The organism is Ferrovibrio sp. (assembly GCF_019636075.1).
GTDB lineage: Bacteria > Pseudomonadota > Alphaproteobacteria > Ferrovibrionales > Ferrovibrionaceae > Ferrovibrio.
This window is the reverse complement of the sequence record NZ_JAHBYG010000075.1, coordinates 1-7,698: the sequence shown is the minus strand read 5'-3', so window position 1 is coordinate 7,698 and position 7,698 is coordinate 1. Positions and strand designations below refer to the sequence as shown.

The 7,698-nt window shown below is 62.1% G+C and carries 8 protein-coding genes; 3 read left to right on the top strand and 5 right to left on the bottom strand.

The genetic code is table 11. The features are described from left to right. From argC to KF827_RS19210, 3 genes are all read left to right on the top strand, one after another. On the top strand, window positions 1-1,035 hold the full coding sequence (argC, locus tag KF827_RS19220) for an N-acetyl-gamma-glutamyl-phosphate reductase (protein WP_291009143.1): 1,035 nt from the start codon (window positions 1-3) through the stop codon (window positions 1,033-1,035). After that, window positions 1,032-1,559 (top strand): gamma carbonic anhydrase family protein, encoded by a 528-nt coding sequence (locus KF827_RS19215; RefSeq protein WP_291009140.1) that lies wholly within the window; start codon window positions 1,032-1,034, stop codon window positions 1,557-1,559. The genes argC and KF827_RS19215 overlap by 4 nt, the downstream gene beginning before the upstream one ends. 76 nt (window positions 1,560-1,635) lie before the next feature. Further along, window positions 1,636-2,592: a pentapeptide repeat-containing protein gene (locus KF827_RS19210; protein ID WP_291009137.1), complete on the top strand. Its 957-nt coding sequence runs from the start codon at window positions 1,636-1,638 to the stop codon at window positions 2,590-2,592. A gap of 5 nt (window positions 2,593-2,597) precedes the next feature. On the opposite strand, the gene KF827_RS19205 is transcribed toward KF827_RS19210, so the two are convergent. The 5 genes from KF827_RS19205 to uvrA form a co-directional block, all read right to left on the bottom strand. Further along, window positions 2,598-2,870 carry a hypothetical protein gene (locus KF827_RS19205; protein ID WP_291009134.1) on the bottom strand — a complete coding sequence of 91 codons (273 nt, stop codon included), beginning with the start codon at window positions 2,868-2,870 and terminating at the stop codon, window positions 2,598-2,600. A gap of 73 nt (window positions 2,871-2,943) precedes the next feature. Further along, a complete protein-coding gene (trmFO, locus tag KF827_RS19200; protein ID WP_291009131.1) occupies window positions 2,944-4,290 on the bottom strand; it encodes a methylenetetrahydrofolate--tRNA-(uracil(54)-C(5))-methyltransferase (FADH(2)-oxidizing) TrmFO in 1,347 nt (448 codons plus the stop codon). After that, on the bottom strand, window positions 4,283-4,849 hold the full coding sequence (locus KF827_RS19195) for a RecX family transcriptional regulator (protein ID WP_291009128.1): 567 nt from the start codon (window positions 4,847-4,849) through the stop codon (window positions 4,283-4,285). Before KF827_RS19195 ends, trmFO begins: the two co-directional genes overlap by 8 nt. A gap of 4 nt (window positions 4,850-4,853) precedes the next feature. Next, the gene (locus tag KF827_RS19190) at window positions 4,854-5,258 is read right to left on the bottom strand and encodes a heme-binding protein (protein ID WP_291009125.1); all 405 of its coding nucleotides are present in this window, start codon (window positions 5,256-5,258) and stop codon (window positions 4,854-4,856) included. A gap of 27 nt (window positions 5,259-5,285) precedes the next feature. Continuing rightward, the coding region (gene uvrA / locus KF827_RS19185; protein ID WP_291009122.1) for an excinuclease ABC subunit UvrA at window positions 5,286-7,698 on the bottom strand (2,413 nt) is incomplete at its 5' end.

Below are 7,698 nucleotides of genomic sequence, written 5' to 3'. Positions count from 1 at the left end.
CTGATCCGGGTCGCGATTTTGGGTGCCAGCGGTTACACGGGGGCGGAGCTGATCCGCCTGCTGGTGCGGCATCCGCGCGTGCGACTGGTGGCGCTGACCGCCGACCGCAAGGCCGGCTCCGGCATCGACACGGTGTTTCCGCAATTCTACGGCTACGACCTGCCCATGCTGGTCTCGATCCCAGAGGTGGATTGGAGCGGCGTGGATGCGGTGTTCTGTGCACTGCCGCATGGCACCACGCAAGAAGTGATCGCGGCCCTGCCGGCGCATCTGAAGATCGTGGACCTGTCGGCGGATTTCCGGCTCACCGATCCAGCGGAATATGCCAAATGGTATGGCCATGAACACCGGGCGCCGGAACTGCAGAAGGAAGCCGTTTACGGCCTGACCGAGCATTACCGCGAGCGCATCGCCAAGGCGCGGCTGGTGGCCAATCCCGGCTGCTATCCCACCTCGGCGCAACTGCCTTTGCTGCCGCTGCTGAAGGCCGGCCTGATCGATGCCGACGACATCGTGATCGATGCCAAGTCGGGCGTATCGGGCGCCGGCCGGGCGGCCAAGGAAGGCTCGCTCTATTGCGAGGTGACCGAAGGCCTGCATCCTTATGGCGTGGCCTCGCATCGCCATGGCCCGGAGATCGAACAGATTCTGAGCGAAGCCATGGGCCGGCCGCTGGTGGTGAATTTCACCCCGCATCTGATGCCGATGAGTCGTGGCATGCTGAGCAGTATCTACGTGCGTTTGGCCAATGGCGCCAGCGCGCAGGATCTGCATGCCGCGCTGGCTGAGCGCTATGCCCACGAGGATTTCGTGAAGCTGCTGCCCTTCGGCACCGCGCCGCAGACCCGCCATGTGCGCGCCAGCAACCTGGCGCAGATCGGCGTATTCGCCGATCGCATGAAGGGCAGGGCGATGCTGTTCTGCGCCATCGATAACCTGATGAAGGGCGCAAGCGGCCAGGCGGTGCAGAATTTCAACCTGATGCATGCCCTGCCTGAAACCATGGGGCTGGATCAGCTGGCCGTTTTCCCGTGAAACCGCTGGTTCTGCCCTTCGATGGCAAGCAGCCGGTGATAGCGCCGGATGCCTTTATCGCACCGAATGCCACGGTGATCGGCGATGTGGAGATCGGTGCAGGCGCTTCGATCTGGTTCAACACCGTATTGCGCGGCGATGTGCATTTCATCCGCATCGGCGCGCGTACCAATATCCAAGATGGCTCGGTGGTGCATGTCACCACCGGCCGCTTTCCCACCATCGTAGGCGACGATGTGCTGGTGGGCCACATGGTGCTGCTGCATGGCTGCACGGTGGAAAGCAACAGCTTTGTCGGCATGGGCGCCATCGTGATGGACGAAGCCGTGATCGAGAGCCGCGGCATGCTCGCTGCGGGTGCATTGCTTACTCCGGGCAAGCGGGTTCGCAGCGGCCAGCTCTGGGGTGGGAGGCCGGCGAAATTCCTCCGCGACCTGACGCCCGAGGAGGTGGAGAACCTGGCCGATGGTCCGCAACATTACGTGGAATTGGCCCGGAAATATCGCGGTAACCCCAGCGATTGATTCTTTGCTTTAGAAACCCCACCTTCTTTCGTGTAGCTTAAGCCATAGCGCCCTAGCCCGTTGGACAGGTGATTCTTTGACGACCGCCCTAACTGATCTATTCGACCAGATCAAGCTGCATGCCGAGTTTCTGTCGGGCAAGCATGGCAAGCTCAACCGCGGCCGCCAGCTTTCGCTGAGTGGCGTGGACCTCACCGGCATCAAGCTGGTGGGTCTGAACCTGCAACGCGCCATCTTCCAGGGCTGCCGCTTCTATTGCGCCGATCTGCGCGATACGGATTTCAGCCAGGCGGTGCTGACGGGGTGCGATTTCTCCGGCGCCGATCTCACCAATGCGCGGATGATCTGGTCTAACCTGCGCGGTGCCGACCTGTCGCGTGCCATCCTAAAGGGCACACGCTTCGAGAATGCCGACATGCGGCCGCTGACCGAGCCGCCGGTGCTGCCGCATGGCAAGGGCGGCGTTGTGTCGCTCAGCGAAAGCAGCCTGCACAACACCAATCTCAGCCAGGCCAAGCTGGTGGGGGCGTCCTTTGTGGGCGCTGTGATGGAAGGCACCATCCTGGAAGGCGCCGACCTGGAAGGCGCGGATTTTTCCTATGCCACGCTGAACAATGTGCAGTTCCGCAATGCCAAGCTGCATGATGCGAATTTCCGTCTGGCCGACATGGATACTGCCGTGTTCACCACGCTCGGCAACACCGATGCCAAGATGCCGGAGGCCGTGGATACCGCGATCCTGGCCGAAACCCTGCGCTTGCATCTGCGCTGGGTGGAAACCGATGGCCAGGATGGCCGGCGGGCCCAGATGATCGGCTGGTATCTCGGCCGCGCCCATCTCACGCAGGTGAATTTAAGCGGCGCCGATCTGCGCCGGGTGAATCTGGCCAATGCCAACCTGCATGGCGCCAAGCTGATCTGCACAGACCTGCGCGATGCCAATCTGATGTTCGCCAATCTCACCGATGCGGATATGCGCGGCGCGGCGGTGGATGGCGCGCGCGGCCTGCCATCTCATGTAAAGGTTGGCTGAGGGCGTTATTGGCGCTTGAAGCGACCGATGCCCCGGCTTGGATGATTGCCTGAACCGGGATTATTTGCGCCGGGATTATTTGCGCGGTCGGCCACCTGGCGCGCCTGGGCCATGCCGCGCACCGCCTTCAGGATACGCCGCCACAGCAGATGGCCGATGAAATTGCCGCTGGAAAACATTTCATCCACACGCTCGACGGCAACCGCCTCGGCGCCACGCGCACCGTGATCGGCAATCAGGTCGCGCGCGGCGCGCCAGATATCGGCATCGGATGTCATGCCGGCATCCTGGCCGGCAAAGATGACCGAAAGGTTAGCGCCACAGTCATTCTACCGTGCCATTCCGCCCGGCTCATTCCGCCGCTTGCCGCTCTCCAAGCCATTCGGCCAAAGCGGCCCGGGCGCGTTCGCTCATCAGCTTCTTGCGGTTTTCGCGCCGCACGCTGTCGGGCAGGGGCGGGAACAGGCCGAAATTCACATTCATCGGCTGGAAGCTCTTGGTATCCGCCCCGCCGGTGATATGGGCATGCAGCGCGCCCAATGCCGTGGTGTTGGGCGGCGCGGCCAGCGCAGCGCCGTTGCGTTCGGCGGCTGCCATGCGACCGGCCAGCAGGCCGATGGCGGTGCTTTCCACATAGCCTTCCACGCCGGTGACCTGGCCGGCGAAGCGCAAGCGCGGATCGGCCTTCAAACGCAATTGCGCGTCCAGCAGCTTGGGCGAATTCAGGAATGTGTTGCGATGAATGCCGCCCAGGCGGGCGAATTGCGCATTCTCCAGGCCCGGAATCATGCGGAAGATACGGGTCTGTTCGGCATGCTTCATCTTGGTCTGGAAGCCGACCAGATTATAGAGCGTCCCCAGCGCATTATCCTGGCGCAGTTGCACCACGGCATTAGGCCGTTTGCCGGTGCGCGGATCGGTGAGGCCGACCGGCTTCATCGGGCCGAAGCGCAGGGTCATCGGTCCGCGTTCTGCCATCACCTCGATGGGCAGGCAGCCTTCGAAATACGGCGTGTTCTTTTCCCATTCCTTGAATTCGGTTTTTTCGGCTTCCAGCAGGGCAATGATGAAAGCGTCGTATTCCTCGCGGCTGAGCGGGCAGTTGATGTAGTCGGCGCCATCGCCTTCCGGCCCCACCTTGTCGTAGCGCGATTGGAACCAGGCCTTGTCCATATCGATGCTGTCTTTGTAGACGATCGGCGCGATGGCATCGAAAAACGCCAGACTGTTTTCGCCGGTCAGGCTCAGTACGGATTGCGCCAATGCCGGCGAGGTGAGGGGGCCGGTGGCGATGATCACGCTATCCCAATCCTGGGGCGGCAGACCCGTGATCTCGCCGCGCGCAACCTCGATCAACGGCTCGGCCTCGATGGCAGCTTGCACGGCTTGCGAAAAGGCATCGCGGTCCACCGCCAGCGCGCCGCCGGCCGGCAGTTTGTTGGCATCGGCCGCCCGCATGATCAGCGAGCCGCAGCGGCGCAATTCCTCATGCAGCAGACCAACCGCGTTATTGTCGGCGTCATCCGAGCGGAAAGAGTTGGAGCAGACCAGTTCGGCCAGGCCATCGGTTTGATGGGCGTCGGTCTTGCGTTCGGGCCGCATCTCATGCAGCACCACGCGCTGGCCGGCGCGCGCCAATTGCCAGGCCGCTTCCGAACCGGCAAGGCCGCCTCCAATTACATGAACGGGCTTACTCATCGTCTGAACTCTCCAATGCATCCGCATTTTCTGCGGCCAGTATACGCCGTGCCACATCCTGGCTGAACCCTCGCCTTGCAAGAGCGGCCATGTCCTTCTGGCGCATGGCTTTTCTTTGCTCGGGATCAGTGCGATAGGGGCCCAGCCGGCGCTTGCGGGCATAGGCCAGGGCGGCCGGCCAGTCGGAAATCGGCTCCTCGCGTTCGGCTTCCATGCGCGCGAAAGCGTTCTTCAAGGCCGTTTCGCCGACACCTTTGGCCGCCATGCCGCGCTTGATGCTGCCCAACGATTTGCCCGCGGCCAATTGCCGGCGCAACCGGGTTTCGGCATAGGCCTGATCGTTGAGCAGTTTCAGCCTTATGAGCTTTTCGAGCAGCGCGGCGATCCAGGCATCCAATTCGTCGGGAATGGATTCCTCGCCGCCGAAAACCCGGCGCTTGGCCTTGCGCTGCAAAACCCGGCGCAGGTTGTCGGCCGAGGAAGCATAACGTTCCAGATAATACAGCGCGGCGCGCTCAAGCCAGGCGGGATCGACCGCCTTCGGACGCCGCGCTGCCATAATTTCAGCCGAGCAGGGCCTTGATGCCGGCCTGGGCGATCAGCGCGTCGTCAGACGATTTCACGCCCGAAACGCCCACGCCGCCGATGCAGACGCCATCCACGATGATCGGCTCGCCGCCTTCCAGCAGCACCAGATCGGGCACCGAGAGGAAGGCATTGCGTCCGCCGGCCACGATATCTTCCAAAGACTTGGTGGGCTTGCGCGCGAAAGCGGCGGCCTTGGCCTTGCCCTGACTGATATAGGTGGTCTGCGTACCGGCGCCGTCCAGACGCTGGAAATGCAGCAGATGGCCGCCATCATCGCAAATCGCAATGCTCACATTCCAATTGTTGCGCTTGGCTTCCGCTTCGGCCGCCGCAGCAATCTTCTGGACATCGGCGATGGTGAGGGCTTTACGGTCGATCATCTCGGCATTTCTCCTTTTTGCTACGTTTCAGGCCGCAGCGTCGCGCCGCGACTTGCTCTTGGCCGGTTGCGCTGTGCGTTGCGCGGCCGGTTTCAGATATTCCTTCAAATACCGGCCGGTGTGGCTTTCGGCAACCTTCGCCACCTGTTCCGGTGTACCTTCGGCCACGATCTTGCCGCCGCCATCGCCGCCTTCAGGCCCCATATCGATAATCCAGTCGGCGGTCTTGATGACTTCGAGATTATGCTCGATCACGATCACCGTATTGCCGCTATCCACCAGGGCATGCAGCACCTCCAGCAACTTGCGCACATCCTCGAAATGCAGGCCGGTGGTTGGCTCGTCGAGGATATACAGCGTGCGGCCGGTGGCGCGCTTGGAAAGCTCTTTCGATAGCTTCACGCGCTGTGCCTCGCCGCCCGAAAGCGTGGTGGCCGATTGCCCGATCTTGATATAGCCCAGGCCGACTTGTTGCAAAGTCTGCAATTTCTCGCGGATCGAAGGCACCGCCTTGAAGAAATCCGCACCATCATCAACGGTCATGTCCAACACATCGGCGATGGATTTGTCGCGGTAATGGATGTCCAGCGTCTCGCGGTTATAGCGTTTGCCCTTGCAGACATCGCATTGCACATACACATCGGGCAGGAAGTGCATCTCGATCTTGATCAGGCCATCGCCCTGACAGGCCTCGCAGCGGCCGCCCTTCACGTTGAACGAGAAACGCCCGGCCGCGTAACCGCGTGTCTTGGCTTCCGGCAGGCCGGCGAACCAGTCGCGGATCGGGCCGAAAGCGCCGGTATAGGTGGCGGGGTTGGAACGCGGCGTGCGACCGATGGGCGATTGATCGATATCGATGATCTTATCCAGCCATTCCAGACCTTCGATGCGATCATGCGCACCGGGGATTTCGCGGCTGCCATTCAGTTTGCGCGACACGGCCTTGAATAATGTCTCGATGGTAAGCGTGGATTTGCCGCCGCCCGATACGCCGGTCACGCAGGTGAGCAGGCCGAGCGGAAATTCGGCGGTCACGCCCTTGAGGTTGTTGGCGCGCGCATTCACCACCCGCACGGTCTTGTTGGGCGTGCGCTGGCGGCGCTTGGCCGGCACGGCCACGAATTTGGTGCCGGCCAGATATTGCCCGGTGATGGATTTCTTCGAGGCGATGATCTGCGCAGGCGTGCCTTCGGCGATCACTTCGCCGCCATGCACGCCGGCCGCCGGCCCCATATCGATCACATAATCCGCCGTGCGGATGGCTTCCTCGTCATGTTCCACCACCAGCACGGTGTTGCCGATATCGCGCAGGTAAACCAGCGTATCGAGCAGTTTGGCATTGTCGCGCTGATGCAGGCCGATGCTGGGTTCGTCCAGCACATAAAGCACGCCGGTGAGCCCTGAGCCGATCTGCGAGGCCAGCCGGATGCGCTGGCTTTCACCGCCCGACAATGTGCCGGAAGCGCGCGCAAGCGTGAGATAGTTCAAGCCCACATTGACCAGGAATCCCAGCCGTTCGTTGATCTCCTTCAGGATGCGGGCGGCGATATCGCGCTGCTTGGCATTCAGCTTCTTGTCGAGATCGAGGAACCATTGCCGCGTATCGGCTATCGAAAGCTCGCAGACTTCGCCCACATGCTTGCCGCCGATCTTCACGGCCAGGGCTTCCGGCTTCAGACGATGGCCGCCGCAGGCTTCGCAGGCGGTGGCCGATTGATAGCGTTCCAGCTCCTCGCGGATCCAGTCGCTTTCGGTCTCGCGCCAGCGCCGTTGCAGATTGGGGATCACGCCTTCGAACGGCTTCTTGATGGTGTAGCTGCGCATGCCGTCGTCGTAAGCGATCGGCACGATATCCTCGCCGGAGCCGTTCAGGATCGCCTGGCGCACCTTGGCCGGCAATTCCTTCCATTTGCTGTTCAGCGAGAATTTGTAATGCTTGGCCAGGCCCTCCAGGGTCTGCATGTAATAGGGGGAAGGTTGAGCCGATTTCGACCAGGGCGCCAGCGCGCCTTCGCGCAGGGTGAGGTTGTCGTCGGGCACCACCAGGGCGGCATCGAAATACATCTTGCTGCCCAGGCCATCGCAGGTGGGGCAGGCGCCGAACGGGTTGTTGAACGAAAACAGCCGCGGTTCGATCTCGTCGATGGTGAAACCGGAAACCGGGCAGGCGAACTTGGCGGAGAAGATCGTGCGCTGGTCCGGCTTGTCCGCGCTTTCGGCAATGGCGATACCATCGGCCAGGCCGAGCGCGGTTTCAAAGGAATCCGCCAGCCGGGTCTGCACGCCGTCGCGCACCACGATGCGGTCTACCACCACTTCGATATCGTGCTTCAGCTTCTTGTTCAGCGCCGGCACTTCGCCGATTTCATACAGCTTGCCATCCACCTTCACGCGCTGGAAGCCGCGCTTTTGCAGATCCTGCAATTCCTTGCGGTATTCG